We start from the raw sequence: 20673 nt of genomic DNA on the forward strand, positions 1-20673 counted from the left end.
CGAGTAATGTGACTGGAGTTCAGCCTTGTCCGCGTCCGATCTGCCAGCGCCCGCAGCAAAGCAGAGCACTGCGGTGCTGGCAGCTAAACTCGGTCAAAATTGTGGCTTGCCTGCGATGGCATCAACTCGGTGGACTTGATGGGCCGAGGTGTCTGCATCGCAGCGGTGCGGCGATCCGACAAGCCAGCTCCCACATTGGGATCTGATTACATCAGCTAGATAGGGTGGTGCTCTGCTTCTGCTCTGCTTCTGCTCTGCTTCTGCCCTGCTTTTGCTTCAACCACTCAGGTCGGCTACTAGGCCGCCGTGCTCTTGCTTTTGATCTTGCTTTTGATCTTGATCTTAGGCGCCCCGTTAAACCACGCTGGCCGAACGCAGGCTTGAATCCGTGGGTAACCCGGCAGGACGCCGGGTTAGCCGCGATGGGCCAAGGATGGCCCATGGCGGCGGCCCACGGATTCAAGCCTGCGTGAGGGCATGCCGAGCCTAGGCGAGGCACCGAGTGGTGGGGCAAGAGCCCTTTTGGTTACTTTTGGGGCTCTTTTCCAAAAGTGACCCGCTGTAAGAGCGGAACCCTACGAAGCCGTTACCGCAGCAACGGATATGTACCCATATCTACCTAACCCCGAGTTGCGTAGATACCTATGCTGCGACGGAGTCACCTCGGTCTCAAGCGGTAGCCGCAACCGCCGGCACCTCCACCGACCCCAACCCATCCTTCATCCGCTTGGCATCACGCACAAAACTGCGCGACGCCTGGAACAGAAACAGCATGGTCAGGAACAGCGCCACGGGAATCAGGTACATCGCGTCATGCAAGCCGACCGCCTTATACGCCTCAGTCATCTGCGCAGCGCCATCGGCATACATCGCCAAATGAGCAAAGTGATCAGACAGCCCGCCCACCACAATCGGCCCCATGCCACCGCCGAGCAAGTACAGCCCGGCAAAGAACAGCGCCATCGCGGTGGCCCGCAGACGCGGCTCAACCACGTCCTGAATCGCCGTGTACACGCAGGTATAGAAGTTATAGGCAAACAGCCAGCCCACACTGAACAACGCCACGAACACACCAATCTCGATGCGCCCGGCATGCAAGGCCCAGGCGGTGGTGACGGTGGAGATGATCAGGCTGGACGCCGCGAACAGCAGCCGACCATTGGCGACTCGCTGGTGAATCTTGTCGGCAATCCAGCCACCCAACGTCAGGCCCACCAGGCCGGTCAAGCCAACGATCACCCCGGTAGCCACCGCCGCGTCCTGCAGCGGCATCAGGAAATAGCGCTGCAACATCGGCACCAAAAACGAGTTGCACGCATAGGTGGCGAAGTTGAAGCACAGCCCGGCCAGCACCAGCCACAAGAATGTCGGCACCGCCAGCACACGGCGGATCGGGCGGTCGACGCGTTCCTGCGAGACTTGCACGGTTTCCGCCGCGCCGCGCGCGGGCTCTTTGATATAGAACATGAACACCGCCAGGATCATCCCCGGCACAGCGGCTATAAAGAACGGAGCGCGCCAGCTGTCGAACGCCTTGACCATTGCGCCGATGGTGAAGAACGCCAGTAGCAGGCCCAACGGCAGGCCCAGCATAAAGATGCCCATGGCCCGTGCGCGCCGGTGGGCGGGAAACAGGTCGCCAATCAGCGAGTTGGCCGCCGGCGCATAGCTGGCTTCGCCGATGCCGATGCCCATGCGCACCAGCAGGAAAGTCCAGAAACTGCCGACCATGCCGTTGATCGCCGTCAGCCCGCTCCAGGCAAACAGGCCCCAGCCCATCAGTTTGCTGCGTGAGCCGGTATCGGCCATGCGCCCCAGCGGCAGGCCGGCAATGGCGTATACGAGGGTGAAAGCGGTGCCGATGATGCCGAGCTGAAAGTCGCTCAGGTGCCATTCCATGCGAATGGGCTCGATGATGATCGCGGGGATGGTGCGGTCGAAAAAATTGAACAGGTTGGCGAGGAACAGCAGGAACAGAATGCGCCAGGCATTCGCCGCTTGGGTCGAGTTCTGCATGGGTCCGTCTCTTTTATTGTTATGAGCGCTACGATGCCCGATGCATCCTGCCCGGTATCTGCAACATAGTCAGGCAGGGGCCGGTTGTCTGTAATGATTCGTAAAGCTGATAGGGCGTAATTTCACCCGGACCTTTACCCGTAATCACGGGGGTTTTCCTACGAAAATATAAGTGTTCGCCCCCCTTCCCAACGGCCATGGCAGGATTAGAATGGCGAGCCTTCCGTAACACCCCCAATCCTACTTTTCTTATCGATGACGCCCATGTCCGAAGCCAGTCCGTGTCTGAGTTGCGGTGCCTGCTGTTCACACTTTCGTGTGTCTTTCTTCTGGGGTGAGTGCGCCTCATCGGGGGGCACAGTGCCCGATGATCTGGTGGTGCAGATCAACCCCACGCGGGTAGCGATGATCGGCACCGACCAGAAACCCGCGCGCTGCTGCAGCCTTGAAGGTGACGTCGGCAAAGAAACCCGCTGCACAATCTATGAGCAACGCTCGAGCCCGTGTCGCGAGTTCGACGCGTCTTGGAGCCAGGGCGAGCACAACGTCGATTGCGATACCGCACGCGCTGCCTTTGGCTTGCCGCCACTGCAAGCGCCTTTCGAACTGGACCTGCCGATCAGCGCTTAGCATCAAACGCTATGGCTGGCATGCCAAAATTATTCAGAGCGAAGTGCCATTATTCCTGGCAAATCCTGCGAGACTTCTATACTCGACGCCATAGGCCATTGCTTAAGGCAATGACGTACTGACTTTGACGGGACATGCTATGGAATGGCGAGGTATGCATTTTTTTACCGAGCTTCCAGATCACGGGCATTTATTACTCAATTGCAGTCATAACCCTTTTCTGGTGTTGCTGGCCTACCTGGTCGCGTGTGCGGCTGGGTTCGGTACGTTGGACATGGCCGAACGCGTCGGCCATGTCGAAGACCCTACCGCCCGGCGCCATTGGCGCTGGCTAGGCGCCGGGTGTTTGGCAGGCGGGATCTGGTCGACTCATTTCATCAGCATGCTGGCCTTCCAGGCACCTATTGCCATCCATTACGAATTGCTCATGACGTTCGCTTCGCTGGTGATCGCCCTGATTGCCTCGCTGTTTGCCATGCAAACCCTCAGTCATGCGCAGTTACGATTCCATCAGTACCTGCTGGCCTCGGTGTGGATGGGGCTCGGCATCGCCTTGATGCACTACGTTGGCATGTCGGCGATGCGCTCCCAGGCCCAGGTGTATTTCGATTCTGGGCTGTTCATGGCCTCGGTCGGCATTGCCATTGGCGCCAGCCTGGCGGCGTTGCTGCTGTCGTGCTACCTGCGTAACGGCGCAGGCGTGTTCCATCAACTGCTCAAATACGCCGCCAGCCTGGTGCTGGGCGCCGGGATCCTGAGCATGCACTTCACCGGCATGGCCGCCATGCAGATGCTGGTGCCCAGCGGGGCTGACCTCACGTTACCGCTGGACAACAACCCCATTCAGCTCGGCCTGTCCGTGGCCGTAATCACCCTGTTGGTGATCGGCAGCAGCGTCAGCGCTGCCCTGGCGGACAAAAAGCTGCAGCACAAGGAACGCGACCTGCGCCGGGTCAACGCACTGCTCAGCGAACTCGATCAGGCCCGCGCGTCACTGCAACAGGTGGCCCACTACGACGCACTGACCAGCCTGCTTAACCGCCGGGGTTTTAATCAGATATTTGCGGAAAAAGTCGCTGAAAAAACCAAATATAACGGTATGCTGGCGGTTATCTTCCTCGATATAGACCACTTCAAGCGCATCAATGACAGCCTCGGACATGACGCTGGCGACCTATTGCTCACCGTGCTGGCCGGGCATATCAAGAGCTCGGTGCGCAGCCATGACGACGTGGTCGCGCGCTTTGGCGGTGATGAATTCTGCATCCTGATCAACATTCACCATCGCGACGAAGCGCGCCACATGGCGCAGCGCATCATGCAGAAAATGAAAGAACCGATCGAATTGGCCGGCCGGCGCATGGTCATGACCACCAGCATCGGTATCAGCCTGTTTCCCGAGGATGGCCTGACCTGCGAGGAGCTGCTGAAAACTGCCGACCTGGCGCTCTACCAGTCCAAAGACGCCGGGCGCAACAGCCTGAACTTCTTCAGCTCCAACCTTAAAACCCGTGCGTTCCTCGAATTGCAACTGGAGGAGCAATTGCGTGCAGCCCTGCGTGGCCGTAATGAACTGGTGTTGTTTTATCAACCGATCTTCGACATGAAGCTCGGCAAAGTCACTCGCTTGGAGGCCTTGGTACGCTGGCAACATCCGCAACACGGGTTGTTGGCTCCTGACCGGTTTATCGGTATTGCCGAAAGTAACGGGCTGATTGCCGAGCTGGACCATTGGGTGTTGCGCCAGGCCTGCCACGATTTGAGCCTGCTGTCCGACCGGGGCTACACCGAGCTGACCATGGCGGTGAACTGCTCTGCCCTGAACCTGGCCCGTGACGAGCTGGCGGACGAAATCGAAGCCGCTCTGCGCTTCGCCGGGATTGGCGCCAACCGCCTGGAGCTGGAGGTAACCGAAAATGCACTGATGGGCAATATCAGCAGCACTCTGGCGCTGCTGCGGCAAATTCGCGCCTTGGGCGTCTCGCTGGCGATTGATGATTTCGGCACGGGTTACTCCTCACTGGCTTACCTCAAGCGCCTGCCGCTCAACACCTTGAAGATCGACCGTTCATTTATCCAGGACATCCCCAAGTCAATCGCCGATATCGAGATCGTCCAGGCGATTATCGGCATGGCCCACACCCTGCATCTGCAGGTCGTCACCGAAGGCGTGGAAACCCAGGCGCAGTTTGAACTGCTGCTCAAACATGGCTGTGATTTCATTCAGGGCTATCTGCTGAGCCCCGCAGTGCCTTTCAGTGAAGTCGTCGGCGTGATCCAGGGCATCCACATGCGCACTCCGCTCTACTCGTTCAACGTGGAGGGCAACAAAGAGTCCCCGACGCCGAAAGACTCCAACCCCGGCCGTATCGGCCCCCCGTCGACCGTCAGGCCAATTCGCTGACGCCGAATCTTTGGCATTTCGCCATCATTTGCCTAAAGAACGCCGACGAACGGCCGATTCATCAGAGTCCGGCCAGGATTCCCCTTGAGAAATTGGGGTTAAACCCAACCCTCCCGGACTCAGACGCACTGTAAAGTCGCGAACTCTCATTCAGTGATGGCTCCGTGATTTTTCCGGCCATCCGTCCAGGTACATGGCGCCCAATGACTTCCAAAAATAACTCTGTCACCGTGGTATCCGACGTGTTGCCCACTGTTCCTGCGGAAAAACCCTCAGGTTCCAAGTCATTGAGCAGTGCCCGCCCGCTGGCCACCCAGCAGTACTTGTACTTCACCGAAACCAATACCGACCGCATCCTCGATAACCTCGACGGTCTGCGTGACATGGTGTTCCCCAGCCTGCCCCAGCCCGAAGGCGACGGCGATGCGCGCAGTGAGCAAGAATTCCCATCGGTGTGCCTGATTGGCCTGGGCCGCTGCGGATCCAACATTGCCTTGGACGTGGCGGAGCTGGTGTACAACGCGCGCAAGTTTTACCTGAATGAATTCAGTACCGAGGATAAGTCGACGGATAAGGGTTACAGCCCGGCTCAATGGATTCGTAACAACCTGCGCCTGGGCGGCGGCAAGCCCACCAAGCCGGTGTTTCTGGTCGAACCGCTGGTGATGTTGGGCGACCTGGACAAGGACATCGCCGGGCGCATCCGCTTCTCGCGCAAGGGCGAAAAAAGCGGTTTCTTGCGCGACTACAGCAAGATGAAAATCATGGACCTGTCGGAGGTGCACGCCGGCGGCGCCGGTAACGCGCCGATCCTCGGCCAGTACCTGGCCAAAATCATCCTCAACAAAGACACCCAGCGTTTTTCCAGCCCCGACTGGAAGATGATCCACTCGTACTTGATCGACTCCTGCGGCATCAAGGCCAACCAGTCGCGCCTCTACTTCTCGATCTTCAGCGCCGGCGGCGGTACGGGCTCGGGCATGGCCTCGGAGTTCGGCCTCGCCCAGCAGCACTCGTACATGAACAAGACGTTCGACACCAAGCCGGCTGACGAGCATGACAGCAAGAGCGGCCACGCCTTCGTGTTCGAGCCGATCTTCACCAGCGGCATTTGTGTGCTGCCGAATATCTCTGATCACCGTAGCGAAATGTCCGAGGCACTGCACATCAACGCCGGGCGGCTGTTGTGCAAATACCTGTCGGAAGAATGGGATTTTTCATACAACTTCGACAATGAAGACAGCAGCGAAGCCAGCGTGAAAGGCCGCATCCGCCCGTGGAACGCCATGATGCTGATCTCCAACGACATCATGCGTTACGCCGAAGAGAGCGATGACGGCAATATCCAGAACATTGACGTCAATGCCATGGAAAAACACGCCAACCAATACATCTCGCAGCAAATCTTCAACATCCTCACGGCCCAGGCGGTGACCACCGACTACGACCAGAACTACTTCCGTCGCGCCGGCATCGACATTGGCGAAACCATCCGCCTGGACGCCAATGACCTGTTTATGAGCCTGGCCGGGCCGGTGGCGATTGCCTACGCCGAATCGGTAGTGCCGGAAACCCCGGCGCCATCGAATGACAAGTTCAAAGTGTTCGATAAAGAGCCGCAGCGGCTGAACATCGATGACCTGTTTTTCCGCTCAATTGATTTGCCGCACTTCAACAAAGTGACCCAGGCGATTGAGGGCATCAGCCTGTTGCCGATTGAGTCCAAGCGCTACAAGGCGTCCCTGGAGCAATACAAGAACTCCGGGTACGACGCGGCAGCGCTACATGACCTGCACTTCTTCAAGAACTGCTCGTCGGTGGTGTCGATTGTGTCCTTGCCCAAGGATTACAAACTGTCTTACATGGACCTGAACCGGCTCAAGACTCACCTCAACAGCCTGTTCCCCAACACCACGCTCAAGCGTTACGCCTTGGTGATCGGGGCGTCGGCCAACTTGTCGCTGACCACGTTGATCGCCAAGAGCCCGTGCCTGTCGGATGATTTCCTGACCTTGATCGTGGCGTTTATCAAACGCTGCTTTGCGCGCAACCCGTACCGGTTTGATGACACGCTGGATAACTCGATCCTGGATTTCATCATCCACGAAGACTTCGATGAAGACCGGATCGACGAGCTGCTCAATGAATTTGAGAACCCGGCGAAGATCCTCGACACCAACTGGTACGCGATCAAGCCGATGTATGAGAAGAAGTACCGCGAGTTGATCAACGACAAAGAGAAGTTTGTGTCGATCAACGATATTCGCTTGTCGCGGGATTGTGTGAAGAAGGCGATCAAGTACCTGCGCGAGATTTACCGTCATCGGATTGGGAAGACCAAGGTTATTTCGTTGAATAACCATACCGGTAAGACTGCATAGACTGCGGCGCGGCCATTGCCGGCAAGCCAACGCCCACACGTGGAATGCATTTCACCTGTGGGCGCTGGCTTGCCGGCGATAACGGCCTGCCAGACAAGGAAAATCCAGATCCCTGCCACACTCAGAAACAATTCCCCGAGCCTTCGGCCCCACGCAAAACTGTTCCCGTGACGTGCACGTCACCCTCACCTGTGACCTTTCTCTACGGCAAGATGCCATCACGGCGCCAGCGGTTACTCAGCTACACACTCGCAACGGCAAAAAACACGCACCTTTTCCGTGCGCACGTTTCTTACACTGCCCTTTCCTGGATCAAAATCCACGGCGAAACCACCACGGCCCACAAGCTCGGATCACGCTCAACCAGGTCCAACGCCCGCGTCGCAGACACCTCACCAAGGCTCCCCGCAGCCAGCCACGCAGCCACTTTGTCAGGGTTATCCTCGGCCATTCCCTCGGCGGCTTCGATCAAATCCAGGCCAGCGTCGACCCACAATAGGGCACCCTTGGCAAAGAACGGTTCAAGCTCCTTCCAGGAAATTTCGGCAGTTTCACCGAGCAGCTTGGCATAGAGGGTGCTAGGTTCTTGCGTCATGGGAGTTCACCTTGGGAAAAATCGGCGCAATCATACCGTCGAGGCCCTTACAGAAAAACCCAGTTGCAAATGAGGCATCGAACGAAAGTGTCAGAAAAGCCAAGGATTGCCCGAAACTCTGGCATCAGCCCGCCGCAATTCTGTCTTTTTCTTTCATTAAAGCGACACCCCAGGGTTTTGCCCCCAGCAGCCAGCTTTTCAAGCGATCAACCGGCGCTCTACACTGTACCGGTACAGTTGCCAGGGCACTGCCGGGGGGGATATCCGAGATATCTGATCCGGTTCTGCAGCTCACAAGGCCGCTAGAACTATAAAAAATACAACAGTAAGAGTGGAGCACTATGAATAAGGCTACTAAGCAGATTTCCAAACTGTTTGCCGCTATGGTCCTGGCTGGGGTTGCCGGCCATTCGTTCGCAGCCGACACCATCAAGATCGGTATCGCAGGTCCCAAGACCGGTCCTGTGACGCAATACGGCGACATGCAATTCATGGGTGCCAAGCAGGCAATCGCCGACATCAACGCCAAGGGCGGCGTCGATGGCAAGATGCTTGAAGCCAAGGAATACGATGACGCTTGCGACCCTAAACAAGCCGTGGCCGTTGCCAACAAAGTGGTCAACGACGGCGTCAAGTTCGTGGTCGGTCACCTCTGCTCCAGCTCCACTCAGCCTGCAACCGATATCTACGAAGACGAAGGCGTGATCATGATCACGCCGGCGGCTACCAGCCCGGAAATCACCGCCCGTGGCTACAAGCTGATCTTCCGTACCATCGGTCTGGACAGCGCCCAGGGCCCGGCGGCCGGCAACTACATCGCCGACTTCGTGAAGCCTAAGGTTGTTGCCGTTCTGCACGACAAACAACAATACGGTGAAGGCATCGCCACTGCCGTTAAACAGACCCTTGAGAAGAAAGGCGTGAAAGTCGCTGTCTTCGAAGGCCTGAACGCTGGCGATAAAGACTTCTCCTCGATCATCCAGAAACTCAAGCAAGCCAACGTCGACTTTGTCTACTACGGCGGCTACCACCCAGAGCTGGGTCTGATCCTGCGTCAGTCCAAAGAAAAAGGCCTGAACGCCAAGTTTATGGGCCCGGAAGGCGTCGGCAACGACTCCATCTCGCAAATCGCCCAGGACGCTTCCGAAGGCCTGCTGGTAACCCTGCCGAAATCCTTCGATGCCGACCCTGCCAACAAAGCCATTGTTGAAGAGTTCGCCAAGAACAAGCAGGACCCAACCGGTCCGTTCGTGTTCCCGGCTTATTCAGCGGTTGAAGTCATCGCCGGCGGTATCGCTGCCGCGAAGAGCGAAGACACCGCCAAGGTGGCAGCCGCCATCCATGCAGGCACTTTCAAGACCCCTACCGGCGAGCTGAGCTTTGACGCCAAGGGCGACCTGAAAGACTTCAAGTTCGTGGTCTACGAATGGCACTTCGGTAAACCAAAAACCGAAGTTTCCCCTCAGTAAGCCAGGCGTTACTGGTCAACAAGCCCACTGTGAGAGCAGTGGGCTTTGTTTTACGAGGTTTATGGGCCTGTCACCCGCGATCCGGGCGCTGGCTCACCTGAAAATCTTAAAACCGTCACCAGCGGTTCGCTGGCAAACGCTTTGTGCAAATGTGCTCACAGAACACAGCGCAGGGCCGGAACATGACTCCACCAGTGAAATGCGTATCGGGTTTTTAGGAGCGCTGTAATGCCTGAGCTCTATCATTTTTTCCAACAGCTGGTTAATGGCCTGACCATTGGCAGCACCTATGCCTTGATAGCCATTGGCTACACAATGGTTTACGGCATCATTGGAATGATCAACTTCGCCCATGGCGAGGTCTACATGATTGGTTCCTACGTGGCCTTCATCGCCCTTGCCGGGCTGGCCATGATGGGTATTCACTCCCTGCCGCTGTTGATGACCGCTGCGTTCCTTGCATCGATCGTCGTGACCAGTGCCTATGGCTACAGTATCGAGCGGGTTGCCTACCGTCCCCTGCGTGGCAGCAACCGTTTGATCCCGCTGATTTCCGCTATCGGCATGTCGATTTTCCTACAGAACACTGTATTGCTGTCCCAGGACTCCAAGGATAAGTCCATTCCCAACCTGATCCCGGGGAGCTTCTCCTTCGGCCCAGGTGGCGCACAAGAAGTGCTGATTTCGTACATGCAGATCCTCGTATTCGTCGTCACTCTGGTGGCGATGCTGGGCCTGACGCTGTTCATCTCCCGCTCCCGTCTGGGGCGCGCCTGCCGGGCCTGCGCCGAAGACATCAAGATGGCCAACCTGCTGGGCATCAACACCAACAACATCATTGCCCTGACCTTTGTCATCGGTGCTGCGCTGGCGGCCGTCGCGGCGGTGCTGCTGAGCATGCAGTACGGCGTGATCAACCCCAACGCCGGTTTCCTGGTAGGCCTCAAGGCCTTTACCGCGGCGGTCTTGGGCGGCATCGGCAGTATTCCGGGCGCCATGCTCGGCGGGCTGGTGCTGGGCGTGGCTGAAGCTTTTGGTGCCGATATCTTCGGCGACCAATACAAGGATGTGGTGGCGTTCGGCCTGTTGGTTCTGGTGCTGTTGTTCCGTCCGACCGGCATTCTGGGCCGTCCGGAGGTTGAGAAAGTATGAGCAGATATCTTAAATCGGCGTTTTTCAGCGCCTTGCTGGTTTGGGCCGTGGCCTTTCCGGTACTCGGCCTCAAGCTGAGCATTGTCGGGATCAACCTGGAAGTGCATGGCACCGGTCCCGTGACCCTGAGCATCATCGCCCTGTGCTCGGTGCTGATGTTCCTGCGTGTGCTATTCACCCAGCAGGTCGGCACCTTGTTCAAGGCTAACCGCGGCCCACTGGTGTCGCCCAAGGTCAGCCAATTCCTGACCCTGCCACGTACCCAGCGCTACATCATCATCGGCCTGATCGTGGCCGCGCTGATCTGGCCATTCTTTGGCTCGCGCGGTGCAGTCGACATTGCCACGCTGATCCTGATCTACGTGTTGCTGGGCCTGGGCCTGAACATCGTGGTGGGCCTTGCCGGCCTGCTTGACCTGGGTTATGTGGGTTTCTATGCCGTGGGTGCCTACACCTACGCGCTGCTCTCGCATTACCTGGGCTGGGGTTTCTGGATCTGCCTGCCCCTGGCGGGCATGGCGGCGGCTACGTTTGGCTTCCTGCTGGGCTTCCCGGTGCTGCGCCTGCGCGGTGACTATTTGGCCATCGTGACCCTGGGCTTCGGTGAAATCATCCGGCTATTCCTGCGCAACCTTACCGACATCACCGGTGGCCCCAACGGCATCAGCAGCATCCCCAAGCCGACGTTCTTCGGGCTGTCGTTCGACCGCACCGCAGCCGAAGGCATGCAGACCTTCCACGAGTACTTCGGGATCGACTACAACCCGGTGAGCAAAGTGGTGTTCCTGTACCTGGTGGCCTTGTTGCTGGCACTGGCCGCGCTGTTCGTGATCAACCGCCTGCTGCGCATGCCGATCGGCCGTGCGTGGGAAGCGTTGCGCGAAGATGAGATCGCCTGCCGTGCGTTAGGCATGAACCCGACAGTCATCAAACTCTCGGCATTCACCCTCGGCGCAACATTCGCCGGTTTTGCCGGCAGCTTCTTCGCCGCTCGACAAGGCTTGGTGACCCCGGAGTCGTTTACCTTTATCGAGTCGGCGATCATCCTCGCCATCGTCGTACTGGGTGGCATGGGCTCGCAACTGGGCGTGATCCTGGCAGCGATCGTGATGATCCTGTTGCCGGAAATGATGCGTGAGTTCAGCGAATACCGCATGTTGATGTTCGGCGCCATGATGGTGCTGATGATGATCTGGCGCCCTCAAGGCCTGCTGCCGATGCAACGCCCACACATGGAGCTGCGCAAATGAGCCGCGAGATCCTGAAAGTCGAAAACTTGAGCATGCGCTTCGGAGGCTTGCTCGCGGTCAACGGCGTGGCCCTGACCGTGAAAGAGAAACAGGTTGTGGCGCTGATCGGCCCCAACGGCGCCGGCAAGACCACGGTGTTCAACTGCCTGACCGGCTTCTACAAGCCGAGCGGCGGCAGCATCCTGCTGGACGGCCAGCCGATCCAGGGCCTGGCCGGTCACGAAATCGCTCGCAAGGGCGTGGTACGGACCTTCCAGAACGTGCGGTTGTTCAAGGACATGACGGCGGTCGAGAACTTGTTGATTGCCCAGCACCGTCACCTGAACACCAACTTCTTTGCAGGCCTGTTCAAGACCCCAGCGTTCCGCAAAAGCGAGCACGAGGCCATGGAGTACGCCGAGTACTGGCTGGACAAGGTCAACCTCACCGAGTTTGCCAACCGTCCTGCCGGCACCCTGGCCTATGGTCAGCAACGCCGCCTGGAAATCGCCCGCTGCATGATGACCCGCCCGCGGATCCTCATGCTCGACGAGCCAGCCGCCGGCCTGAACCCCAAGGAAACCGAAGACCTCAAGGCGCTGATCACGGTGCTGCGTGAGGAAAACAACGCCACGGTGCTGTTGATCGAACACGACATGAAACTGGTCATGAGTATTTCCGACCACATCGTGGTGATCAACCAGGGCACGCCGCTGGCCAACGGCACGCCTGAACAGATCCGCGACAATCCTGAAGTGATCAAAGCCTATTTGGGGGAAGCGTAAAATGCTGCAATTCGAAAACGTTTCCACTTTCTACGGCAAGATCCAGGCCCTGCACAGCGTCAATGTGGAAGTACGCCAAGGTGAAATCGTCACACTGATCGGTGCCAACGGTGCCGGCAAGTCGACCTTGCTGATGACCCTGTGCGGTTCACCGCAAGCCCACAGCGGCAGCATCCGCTATATGGGTGAAGAACTGGTGGGCCAGCAGTCCTCACAGATCATGCGCAAGAGCATTGCCGTGGTGCCCGAAGGCCGTCGCGTATTCTCGCGCCTGACCGTTGAAGAGAACCTGTCCATGGGCGGGTTCTTCACCGACAAGGGCGACTACCAGGAGCAGATGGACAAGGTGTTGCACCTGTTCCCCAGGCTCAAGGAGCGCTTCAGCCAGCGCGGCGGCACCATGTCCGGCGGCGAGCAGCAAATGCTCGCCATCGGCCGTGCGCTGATGAGCAAGCCCAAGCTGCTGCTGTTGGACGAACCGTCCCTGGGCCTGGCACCGATCATCATCCAGCAGATCTTCGACATCATCGAACAGCTGCGCAAGGACGGTGTAACGGTGTTCCTGGTGGAGCAGAACGCCAACCAGGCGCTGAAAATCGCCGACCGCGCCTACGTGCTGGAAAACGGCCGGGTGGTGATGCAGGGCACGGGTGAGCAATTGCTGACGGACCCGAAAGTGCGCGAGGCGTACCTGGGCGGTTAACAACGGTTGTGGGATGAACCGTCTCTAAATGTGGGAGGGGGCTTGCTCCCGATAGCAGTGTGTCAGTCAGCTCGTCTGTAGCTGATACACCGCTTTCGGGAGCAAGCCCCCTCCCACATTTTTTTTGCGTTGTTTGAAATTATTTTCGTCTGACGTGTAACGAAATTCGACCCGCTGCCTCTAGTGGAGTAAGCAGGCAAACACGCTCGCTACCTCAACCCACTTCTGGAGATTCACCATGACGACTAAACTGTCCGCCGCTACCCTGATCCTGGCCCTCGGTTCGGCCCTGAGCCTGTCCGCAATGTCGAACATGGCCCACGCCGACGACGCCAAAATGGACAAATGCTTCGGCATCGCTGAAGCCGGCAAGAACGATTGCGCCGCAGGCGCCGGCACTTCCTGCGCCGGCACCTCCAAAGTCAAAGACCAGGCGAACGCCTGGAAACTGGTCCCAGCCGGCACCTGCGCTAAAACCCCAAGCTCCACCTCGCCAACCGGTTTCGGCCAGGAAGCGGCATTCACCGCCAAATCCTGAAAACAGCCCGCAGCCTGAGTACTGATGATGACGCTTTTTCCCCAGCACACGGTCTCACCGGCTCAGGTGCCCGGCCTCCCTCACAGGGCCGGGCTGGGGCTGAAGAACGAGCACTTCATCGAAGTGCTCGAGACCTTGCCCGACATCGGTTTTTTTGAAGTGCACGCCGAAAACTACATGGTCGACGGCGGCCCGTTCCACCACTACCTGGGTTTGATCCGCGAGCAGTACCCGCTATCGCTGCACGGCGTGGGCCTGTCCATCGGCGGCGAAGGCCCGTTAAACCGTGAGCACCTGGCACGGTTGGCCACGCTGATCGAACGCTATCAACCCCAGTCTTTTTCCGAACACCTGGCCTGGTCCAGCCACGGCCCGGTGTTTCTCAATGACTTGCTGCCCCTGGCTTACGATGCCGCCACCCTGGACCGGGTGTGCGCTCACATCGACCAAGTGCAAAGCACGCTCAAACGTCCGATGCTGCTGGAGAATCCGTCGACTTACCTGCAATTCCAACACTCCACTTTGGACGAGACGGATTTCATCAGTGCAATCATCCGGCGTACCGGCTGTGGCCTGCTGCTGGACGTCAACAACGTCTATGTGTCGTGCATCAATCACCAGCGCGATCCACTTTCCTACATCGATGCGCTGCCATTGAGCGCCGTGGGAGAGATTCATCTCGCCGGCTTTGCCGAAGACACTGACAGCCTCGGCGACCGCCTGCTGATCGATGACCATGGCGCGCCGATCGATAACGCCGTATGGCAGCTGTACGAACAGGTCCTCACGCGCACCGGGCCGGTGGCCACGCTGATCGAGCGGGATAACCAGGTGCCGGCTTTCCGTGTGCTGCACGCCGAAGCCCAACAGGCCGACGGGTACTTGTCACAGGTGAACGTATGAGCCATCACGCTGCGTTTACCAATGCGTTGCTCGCGCCCGACCAGCCCTGCCCCGGCGTCCTGTTCAGCAGCAACGGCGCCGACCCTGCCAGCCGTTTTGCGGTGTACCGCAACAATGTCCACAGTTCGTTGATTAGCGCGCTGTCGACGGCTTATCCCGTGACCTTGCAGTTAGTCGGCGATGAGTTTTTTCGCGCCATGGCTGGCCTGTTTGTACAGACGTGCCCGCCTACCAGCCCGCTGATCAACGAGTACGGCAGTGCGTTCGCAGCCTTCATTCAGGACTTTGAGCCGGCCGCCAGCGTGCCCTACCTGGCTGATGTCGCACGGTTCGAGCGCTTGCGGGTGCGCGCCTATCACGCGGCGGATAGCCAACCGCTGGACCAGCAAGCCATTCTTCAAGCGCTGCAAGGCCAAACAGACTTGGGGAAACTGAGCCTGCGCCTGCATCCCTCCCTGGCCACCTTGAATTCCAGCTACGCGGTGGTGGCCGTTTGGGCTGCGCACCAGACAGAAGGCGCAGTGGCTACCTTGAATCCCAGGCACGCCCAAAGCGCGCTGGTGTTGCGCCAAGGCTTGGCGGTCAAGGTGTTCGCCATCGACAGGGGCTCAGTCGCGTTTATCGACAGCCTGAACCAAGGCATACAGCTGGAAATGGCGGTGGAAAAGGCCCTGCAAGCCTCAGCCGAATTCGACCTGCACCAATGCCTGACCCTGCTGATCGGCCACGACGCCATTACTCATTTGCACTCAGAACAAAAGGTATTGCCATGAACACCTCCCCTTCTTGCCTGGTTACACGGGCTATCGCACTGCTCGAAAAAATCCCCTACAGCCTGATCGCATTTCTCGCACGTTTTTCCATTGCAGCCGTGTTCTGGAAGTCCGGGCAGACCAAGGTGGAAGGCTTTGCCATCGACTTGATCAGCGGCACCTTCCAACTCGGCGAACCGCGACTGGCTGCGTCAACCTTGCCGCTGTTTCGCAGTGAATATCACGTGCCCTTACTGTCACCGGAAGTGGCCGCGCACATGGCCGCCTTTGCCGAGCACTTTTTCCCGGTGCTGATCCTGGTGGGCTTTGCCACACGCTTCTCGGCGCTGGCCCTGATCGGTATGACCCTGACCATTCAACTCTTCGTTTACCCGGACGCCTACCCAACCCACGGCACCTGGATCGCCGTGTTGCTGCTGTTGGTGGCCAAAGGCCCGGGCCGCGTGTCCATCGACCACCTGATCTCACGCCGCTACCGCTGAAGCCGATCCAGGGCTTCGCCGCTGCGCTTGAACCAATCCACCAGGTAATCGGCCAGTACCTGGGTGCGGCGCGGCAAGCCACCCTGATAAGGGTGAACCAGGTACATCGGCATGCTCCGCGTCTGATAATCACGCAGGAGCCAGCGCAATCGACCGTCAGCCAGTTCGGCAGGTAATACGTAGGACGGCAGGCGGGCGATACCGGCACCGACCAGCGCTGCTTTTTTCAACAGGTTGTAGTGGTTGGAGGCAAATGTGCCGGTGACCCGTACGCGCAGCAGTTCATGTTGCTGGTGATACAGCCATTCTTCACGCCCGCTGTAGTGGCTGTTGAGCAAGCAGGCATGGTTGGCCAGATCCGCCGGGGTCAGCGGCTCGCCATGTTGCTCCAGGTAGGCCGGGCTGGCGCAGGTCATCTCGTGCCAGGCCAGCAGAGGCTTGGCCACCAGCCGCTCGTTTTCGATAGCCCCCACACGTACACCTAAGTCAAAGCCGTCGCGTGCCAGGTCTCGGTAGCTGTTGTTCAATTCCAGCTCGATCTGCACCTGCGGGTACTGCTTGGAAAACTCCAGCAGCAAGCCATCAAAGAAGGTTTCCCCTAACGAAACTGGAACCGTCATACGCACCGGCCCGGCCAAATCGTCCTTCAGCCGCGCCAATGCCTGACGGGCGCGTTCCACTTGTACCCCCAGCGCCTGGGCCTGGGGCAACAATGCCGCACCGGCTGCGGTCAGGCTGAGCTTGCGGGTGGTGCGGTGCAGCAACACCACGGAAAACTGTGCTTCCAGCTGACTGATGCGCTTGGACAACTGGCCCTTGCTGCACCCCAGTTGCTCGGCCGCAACAGTGAAACTGCCGGCTTCGATCAGTACGGCAAAGGCCGCCAAGTCATCCATCTCGCTCATGGATTGTTTCCAATTGAAAACCAAAGGTTGCCTATTAGCGCGTTTATCCCCCTGAAAAGCCACACTAGACTGAACCTTCACTTACCCTTGGAGGACCCGCACGATGAAAATCCTATTGATTGGTGCCAGCGGCACAGTCGGCTCGGCAATCAAGGCGGAACTGGCTCAGCGTCACGAAGTGATCAGCATCGGTCGCACCAGCGGTGACTTCCAGGTGGATATCAGCGACAGCGCCTCGATCCGTAAGCTGTTCGAACAAACCGGCACGTTTGATGCTCTGGTGTGCGCGGCGGGCAGCGTGAATTTTGTAGCGCTGGGTGACATGAGCGAAAGCGATTTTGAACGGGGTCTGCGCGACAAACTGATGGGCCAGGTCAACCTGCTGTTGATCGGCCGTGAATACGCCAACGACGGTGCCTCGTTCACGTTCACCAGCGGTATTCTCAACCGTGACCCGATCCGCACCGGTGCCTCGGCCGCGCTGGTCAATGGCGCGATTGATGCTTTCGTCAAAGCGGCGGCGATCGAATTGCCACGCGGCCTGCGCGTGAATTCCGTTAGCCCGACCGTGCTGCTGGAAGCCATGGGCAGCTACGCCCCTTACTTCCGGGGCTACAAACCAGCTCCCGGTGCCGATGTGGCATTGGCTTACGCGAAAAGTGTTGAGGGCCTGCAGACCGGCCAGACCTTTATCGTAGGCTGAACGCCCTTTCCGTAAGAAACACCTGAAGCTGGCCAGCGGGCTTGTGATGCAGCGTCAGCCTGCGTAACGTGGCGGCACTTGTTTGGAGACCCGATAAATGCGCGCCGCCCGTACCCTTGCTCTGTTTGCCCTGCTGCCTCTGTTCAGCGCCTGCCAGATGTTCGAAAGCGAGCCGGCCAAACCCTCTACCGCCGGGCTGACCCGCATGCAGGGTGAGCTGACCGCAGTCGGCGGCAAGCTGTTGTTCCAGCCTTGCGGCGACAAACGCAACTACGTGGTCAACGACACGGGCGGCACCAGCATCCTGCAGGAAGCCGCCTCCCTGGCCGGTCAGCAAGGTGCGCTGTTTGCCGACTTGCGCGGCAAGTTCTCCGGCGTCGCCAGCGGCACCCAGGGCTCGGTGGACCTGCAACAGCTCTATCGCATGGAGCGTTCGACCTCAGCGTGCAACGACCCGGACTTCAAGCGCATGGTCCTGCGCGCCAACGGTCATAAACCCGCCTGGGCGATGAACGTCACTGCCAAGGGCATGGTGCTGGAACGCGAAGGCCAGCCGCCACTCGCAGTCCCCTTTGTAGAAGAGCAACTGGGCGACGGCCGTTTCAACCTGATGACCGAAGCCAATAACCAGCACATCGAGCTGTGGGTCGCCCCACAGCGCTGCATCGACAGCGTCAGCGACAGCCTGCAACACATGACTGCCGAGTTGCGGGTCAACGGCCAGGTCCAGCGTGGTTGCGCAGCATTTGGCGGTTCACGCGACGACTGATTGCGCACTGCACTGTTTTAACCTGACGGAAAACCGCCATTGGGGCTTATAATCGCCGGTTTGCAAAACAGCCGGCCTTTTTGTCCGCCGCCTACCGGATCCCGTCATGTTACGAATCACCGAACTCAAGCTGCCTATCGACCATCCCGAAGAAGACCTGCGCCCTGCCATCGCGCAGCGCCTGGGCATCGCCAGTGATGACCTGCTCGATTTCACCCTGTTCAAGCGCAGCTACGATGCCCGCAAAAAGTCGTCGGAGCTGTGCTTCATCTACACCGTCGACCTGAACGTGAAGGGCGAAGCCGCCCTGCTGCTCAAGTTCGCCGATGATCGCAACATCAATCCGGCGCCGGACGTCAGCTATAAAGTGGTGGGCCAGGCGCCACACGACCTTGTCGAACGCCCGATCGTGGTGGGTTTTGGCCCGTGCGGGATCTTCGCCGGGCTGCTGCTTGCGCAGATGGGCTTCAAGCCGATCATCCTCGAACGCGGCAAGGAAGTGCGCCAGCGCACCAAAGACACGTGGGGCCTGTGGCGCAAAAACGTACTCAACCCCGAGTCCAACGTGCAGTTCGGCGAAGGCGGCGCCGGGACCTTCTCCGACGGCAAACTCTACAGCCAGATCAAGGACCCGAAATTCCACGGTCGCAAAGTGCTGCACGAGTTCGTCAAGGCCGGCGCGCCAGAAGAAATCCTCTACGTCAGCAAGCCACACATTGGCACCTTCCGCCTGACCGGCGTGGTAGAAAACATGCGCCAGCAAATCATCGCCCTGGGCGGTGAAGTGCGTTTCGAACAGCGCGTGACCGACGTGCTGATCGAAGACGGCCAGTTGAATGGCGTGGTGATCGACGGCGGCGAGCAGATCCTGTCCAAGCACGTGATCCTCGCCTTGGGCCACAGCGCCCGCGACACGTTCCGCATGCTGCACGGCCGTGGCGTGTACATGGAGGCCAAGCCGTTCTCGGTGGGCTTTCGCATTGAACACCCGCAGTCGCTGATCGACGCCGCGCGACTGGGCAAATACGCCGGGCACCCGAAACTCGGTGCGGCCGACTACAAACTGGTGCACCACGCCAAGAACGGCCGCTCGGTCTACAGCTTCTGCATGTGCCCCGGCGGCACGGTGGTGGCGGCTACCTCCGAGCCGAACCGCGTCGTGACTAACGGCATGAGCCAATACTCGCGTAACGAACGCAATGCCAACTCCGGCATCGTGGTCGGCATCACGCCTGAAGTGGACTACCCGGGGGGCCCGCTGGCCGGCATCGAGTTACAGGAGCGCCTGGAATCCCACGCGTATATCCTCGGTGGCAGCAACTACGAGGCGCCCGCACAACTGGTGGGCGATTTCATCGCCGGCACGCCGTCCACGGCCATTGGCAGTGTGGAACCGTCCTACAAGCCAGGGGTGTCGATGGGTGACTTGGCCCTGGCGCTGCCGGACTTTGCCATCGAAGCCATTCGTGAAGCGCTGCCAGCGTTCGAGAAGCAGATCAAGGGCTACTCGCTGCATGACGCGGTGCTGACCGGTATCGAAACGCGCACGTCGTCGCCGCTGCGGATTACCCGCAACGAATCGATGCAGAGCTTGAACGTCAAAGGCCTGTTCCCAGCGGGTGAAGGAGCCGGTTATGCCGGTGGGATTCTGTCGGCGGGCGTTGACGGGATTCGGATTGCCGAGGCGTTGGCTCGGGATATGCTGGGCATCGAAGCCTGACGCAAAAGCTGAAAATGCCGCAGTTCCAATGTGTGGGCTTGCTCGCGCCCCCATTGGAACTGCGGTGTTTCAGATGTTGGCGCGTAAAACGCTTTCCGGCAGTGGCTCGCCCTGTTCAACACTGGCCGCAACGGCTGCAATCAACCCACCCAGCTCATACCCTTGCTCTGTGAGCCATGCCTGATCGTAGTAAGTGGTGGCATACCGTTCACCACCATCACACAAGATCGCCACGATCGACCCCGACTCCCCCGCCGCTTTCATCTGCTGTGCAGCCGCCAGGGCGCCGATCAAGTTAGTCCCACTCGAACCACCCACCCGTCGCCCAAGCCGCTCGGCCAGGTAATGCATAGCCGCCAGTGACAAGGCGTCCGGCACCTTGACCATCGCATCAATCACCTTAGGCAAAAAACTTGCCTCGACCCGTGGCCGGCCGATCCCCTCGATGCGCGAGCCACACTCCAGACGCAGGCTGGCGTCGCCGCTCTGGTAGAAGTCAAAGAACACCGAACGCTC

Annotated in this window: 18 protein-coding genes and 1 pseudogene; 15 read left to right on the forward strand and 4 right to left on the reverse strand. The window is 59.1% G+C overall.

All coding sequences use genetic code 11. The annotated features are described in order from the left end of the window. Nucleotides 1–669: 669 nt before the first annotated feature. Nucleotides 670–2016: a spinster family MFS transporter gene (locus E0F99_RS22010; RefSeq protein ID WP_083359743.1), complete on the reverse strand. Its 1347-nt coding sequence runs from the start codon at nucleotides 2014–2016 to the stop codon at nucleotides 670–672. 264 nt (nucleotides 2017–2280) lie between these two features. Here E0F99_RS22010 and E0F99_RS22020 point away from each other — a divergent pair, with 264 nt between their 5' ends. The 3 genes from E0F99_RS22020 to E0F99_RS22030 all read left to right on the forward strand — a co-directional run bounded on the left by E0F99_RS22020 (nucleotide 2281) and on the right by E0F99_RS22030 (nucleotide 7431). Further along, nucleotides 2281–2646 (forward strand): YkgJ family cysteine cluster protein, encoded by a 366-nt coding sequence (locus tag E0F99_RS22020; RefSeq protein ID WP_083359744.1) that lies wholly within the window; start codon nucleotides 2281–2283, stop codon nucleotides 2644–2646. 139 nt (nucleotides 2647–2785) lie between these two features. After that, nucleotides 2786–5050 carry a putative bifunctional diguanylate cyclase/phosphodiesterase gene (locus E0F99_RS22025; RefSeq protein WP_083359745.1) on the forward strand — a complete coding sequence of 755 codons (2265 nt, stop codon included), beginning with the start codon at nucleotides 2786–2788 and terminating at the stop codon, nucleotides 5048–5050. 203 nt (nucleotides 5051–5253) lie between these two features. Then, nucleotides 5254–7431: a hypothetical protein gene (locus E0F99_RS22030; protein ID WP_083359746.1), complete on the forward strand. Its 2178-nt coding sequence runs from the start codon at nucleotides 5254–5256 to the stop codon at nucleotides 7429–7431. A gap of 292 nt (nucleotides 7432–7723) precedes the next feature. On the opposite strand, the gene E0F99_RS22035 is transcribed toward E0F99_RS22030, so the two are convergent. Then, nucleotides 7724–8026, reverse strand: coding sequence for a DUF2288 domain-containing protein (locus E0F99_RS22035; protein WP_083359747.1), 303 nt, complete (start codon nucleotides 8024–8026; stop codon nucleotides 7724–7726). 341 nt (nucleotides 8027–8367) lie between these two features. On the opposite strand from E0F99_RS22035, the gene E0F99_RS22040 reads away from it, so the two are divergent. From E0F99_RS22040 to E0F99_RS22080, 9 genes are all read left to right on the forward strand, one after another. Further along, on the forward strand, nucleotides 8368–9495 hold the full coding sequence (locus E0F99_RS22040; RefSeq protein WP_083359748.1) for a branched-chain amino acid ABC transporter substrate-binding protein: 1128 nt from the start codon (nucleotides 8368–8370) through the stop codon (nucleotides 9493–9495). A gap of 228 nt (nucleotides 9496–9723) precedes the next feature. Beyond that, the gene (livH, locus tag E0F99_RS22045; RefSeq protein WP_083359749.1) at nucleotides 9724–10647 is read left to right on the forward strand and encodes a high-affinity branched-chain amino acid ABC transporter permease LivH; all 924 of its coding nucleotides are present in this window, start codon (nucleotides 9724–9726) and stop codon (nucleotides 10645–10647) included. Further along, nucleotides 10644–11897: a high-affinity branched-chain amino acid ABC transporter permease LivM gene (locus tag E0F99_RS22050; RefSeq protein WP_083359750.1), complete on the forward strand. Its 1254-nt coding sequence runs from the start codon at nucleotides 10644–10646 to the stop codon at nucleotides 11895–11897. The genes livH and E0F99_RS22050 overlap by 4 nt, the downstream gene beginning before the upstream one ends. Further along, nucleotides 11894–12661, forward strand: coding sequence for a high-affinity branched-chain amino acid ABC transporter ATP-binding protein LivG (livG, locus tag E0F99_RS22055; protein WP_083359751.1), 768 nt, complete (start codon nucleotides 11894–11896; stop codon nucleotides 12659–12661). Before E0F99_RS22050 ends, livG begins: the two co-directional genes overlap by 4 nt. A gap of 1 nt (nucleotide 12662) precedes the next feature. After that, nucleotides 12663–13364, forward strand: a complete 702-nt coding sequence (locus tag E0F99_RS22060) for an ABC transporter ATP-binding protein (protein ID WP_083359752.1) — start codon at nucleotides 12663–12665, stop codon at nucleotides 13362–13364. A 238-nt stretch (nucleotides 13365–13602) separates the two neighbouring features. Next, a complete protein-coding gene (locus tag E0F99_RS22065; protein WP_083359753.1) occupies nucleotides 13603–13902 on the forward strand; it encodes a BufA1 family periplasmic bufferin-type metallophore in 300 nt (99 codons plus the stop codon). 24 nt (nucleotides 13903–13926) lie between these two features. Next, the gene (bufB, locus tag E0F99_RS22070) at nucleotides 13927–14805 is read left to right on the forward strand and encodes an MNIO family bufferin maturase (RefSeq protein WP_083359754.1); all 879 of its coding nucleotides are present in this window, start codon (nucleotides 13927–13929) and stop codon (nucleotides 14803–14805) included. Further along, nucleotides 14802–15578: an HvfC/BufC N-terminal domain-containing protein gene (locus tag E0F99_RS22075; protein ID WP_083359755.1), complete on the forward strand. Its 777-nt coding sequence runs from the start codon at nucleotides 14802–14804 to the stop codon at nucleotides 15576–15578. The genes bufB and E0F99_RS22075 overlap by 4 nt, the downstream gene beginning before the upstream one ends. Then, entirely contained in the window at nucleotides 15575–16060 is a 486-nt protein-coding gene (locus E0F99_RS22080; protein WP_083359756.1) for a DoxX family protein, read from the forward strand. Before E0F99_RS22075 ends, E0F99_RS22080 begins: the two co-directional genes overlap by 4 nt. Here E0F99_RS22080 and E0F99_RS22085 read toward each other — a convergent pair. Next, complete coding sequence (locus E0F99_RS22085; RefSeq protein ID WP_083359757.1) at nucleotides 16051–16965, reverse strand: LysR family transcriptional regulator; 915 nt, start codon at nucleotides 16963–16965, stop codon at nucleotides 16051–16053. The genes E0F99_RS22080 and E0F99_RS22085 overlap by 10 nt on opposite strands. A 103-nt stretch (nucleotides 16966–17068) precedes the next feature. On the opposite strand from E0F99_RS22085, the gene E0F99_RS22090 reads away from it, so the two are divergent. From E0F99_RS22090 to E0F99_RS22100, 3 genes are all read left to right on the forward strand, one after another. Continuing rightward, nucleotides 17069–17668, forward strand: coding sequence for a short chain dehydrogenase (locus E0F99_RS22090; protein ID WP_083359758.1), 600 nt, complete (start codon nucleotides 17069–17071; stop codon nucleotides 17666–17668). Between the two features lie 97 nt (nucleotides 17669–17765). After that, complete coding sequence (locus E0F99_RS22095) at nucleotides 17766–18437, forward strand: COG3650 family protein (RefSeq protein ID WP_083359759.1); 672 nt, start codon at nucleotides 17766–17768, stop codon at nucleotides 18435–18437. 106 nt (nucleotides 18438–18543) lie between these two features. Continuing rightward, the gene (locus E0F99_RS22100; RefSeq protein ID WP_083359760.1) at nucleotides 18544–20157 is read left to right on the forward strand and encodes an NAD(P)/FAD-dependent oxidoreductase; all 1614 of its coding nucleotides are present in this window, start codon (nucleotides 18544–18546) and stop codon (nucleotides 20155–20157) included. Between the two features lie 69 nt (nucleotides 20158–20226). On the opposite strand, the pseudogene E0F99_RS22105 reads toward E0F99_RS22100, so the two are convergent. Beyond that, nucleotides 20227–20673 (reverse strand): annotated as a pseudogene (locus tag E0F99_RS22105) (pyridoxal-phosphate dependent enzyme); the annotation flags it as partial.

It is taken from the genome of Pseudomonas antarctica, from assembly GCF_900624995.1.
Taxonomy (GTDB): Bacteria; Pseudomonadota; Gammaproteobacteria; order Pseudomonadales; family Pseudomonadaceae; genus Aquipseudomonas; species Aquipseudomonas antarctica.

Coding starts and splice junctions, on each gene's coding strand:
- E0F99_RS22010 (WP_083359743.1), bottom strand. CDS start 2,016: ATGCAGAACTCGACCCAAGCGGCGAATGCCTGGCGCATTCTGTTCCTG.
- E0F99_RS22020 (WP_083359744.1), top strand. CDS start 2,281: ATGTCCGAAGCCAGTCCGTGTCTGAGTTGCGGTGCCTGCTGTTCACAC.
- E0F99_RS22025 (WP_083359745.1), top strand. CDS start 2,786: ATGGAATGGCGAGGTATGCATTTTTTTACCGAGCTTCCAGATCACGGG.
- E0F99_RS22030 (WP_083359746.1), top strand. CDS start 5,254: ATGACTTCCAAAAATAACTCTGTCACCGTGGTATCCGACGTGTTGCCC.
- E0F99_RS22035 (WP_083359747.1), bottom strand. CDS start 8,026: ATGACGCAAGAACCTAGCACCCTCTATGCCAAGCTGCTCGGTGAAACT.
- E0F99_RS22040 (WP_083359748.1), top strand. CDS start 8,368: ATGAATAAGGCTACTAAGCAGATTTCCAAACTGTTTGCCGCTATGGTC.
- livH (WP_083359749.1), top strand. CDS start 9,724: ATGCCTGAGCTCTATCATTTTTTCCAACAGCTGGTTAATGGCCTGACC.
- E0F99_RS22050 (WP_083359750.1), top strand. CDS start 10,644: ATGAGCAGATATCTTAAATCGGCGTTTTTCAGCGCCTTGCTGGTTTGG.
- livG (WP_083359751.1), top strand. CDS start 11,894: ATGAGCCGCGAGATCCTGAAAGTCGAAAACTTGAGCATGCGCTTCGGA.
- E0F99_RS22060 (WP_083359752.1), top strand. CDS start 12,663: ATGCTGCAATTCGAAAACGTTTCCACTTTCTACGGCAAGATCCAGGCC.
- E0F99_RS22065 (WP_083359753.1), top strand. CDS start 13,603: ATGACGACTAAACTGTCCGCCGCTACCCTGATCCTGGCCCTCGGTTCG.
- bufB (WP_083359754.1), top strand. CDS start 13,927: ATGATGACGCTTTTTCCCCAGCACACGGTCTCACCGGCTCAGGTGCCC.
- E0F99_RS22075 (WP_083359755.1), top strand. CDS start 14,802: ATGAGCCATCACGCTGCGTTTACCAATGCGTTGCTCGCGCCCGACCAG.
- E0F99_RS22080 (WP_083359756.1), top strand. CDS start 15,575: ATGAACACCTCCCCTTCTTGCCTGGTTACACGGGCTATCGCACTGCTC.
- E0F99_RS22085 (WP_083359757.1), bottom strand. CDS start 16,965: ATGAGCGAGATGGATGACTTGGCGGCCTTTGCCGTACTGATCGAAGCC.
- E0F99_RS22090 (WP_083359758.1), top strand. CDS start 17,069: ATGAAAATCCTATTGATTGGTGCCAGCGGCACAGTCGGCTCGGCAATC.
- E0F99_RS22095 (WP_083359759.1), top strand. CDS start 17,766: ATGCGCGCCGCCCGTACCCTTGCTCTGTTTGCCCTGCTGCCTCTGTTC.
- E0F99_RS22100 (WP_083359760.1), top strand. CDS start 18,544: ATGTTACGAATCACCGAACTCAAGCTGCCTATCGACCATCCCGAAGAA.